The organism is Seonamhaeicola marinus, assembly GCF_008085455.1.
Window position 1 is genome coordinate 1 of record NZ_VSDQ01000725.1, and the last position, 247, is coordinate 247.

The 247-nt window shown below is 34.8% G+C and carries 1 protein-coding gene; it reads right to left on the minus strand.

Annotated features, from left to right (window positions below; all coding sequences use genetic code 11):
- Positions 1-247: arginase family protein (locus FUA24_RS20985; RefSeq protein ID WP_187388355.1), on the minus strand; the 247-nt coding region annotated here is incomplete at both ends.

Genomic DNA, 247 nt, shown 5'->3' on the forward strand with positions numbered 1-247 from the left:
GTGTGCAAAGTATGTTTTATCTAAATCCATTACCGATTTTTCTTTAACATCCATTGAACGAATACCTACTTGAATTAAGTTGGTATTTTGGCTAGCTTCATATACCGCACAAGCGTGGTTACATGCTGTACCTTCGTATGATTTTCTTAAATCGGCATGTGCATCAATGTGTAAAACCGTTAAATTTTGGTAAACTTCATTAAATGCTCTAATTGTTCCTATTGATATTGAGTGCTCGCCTCCAAAA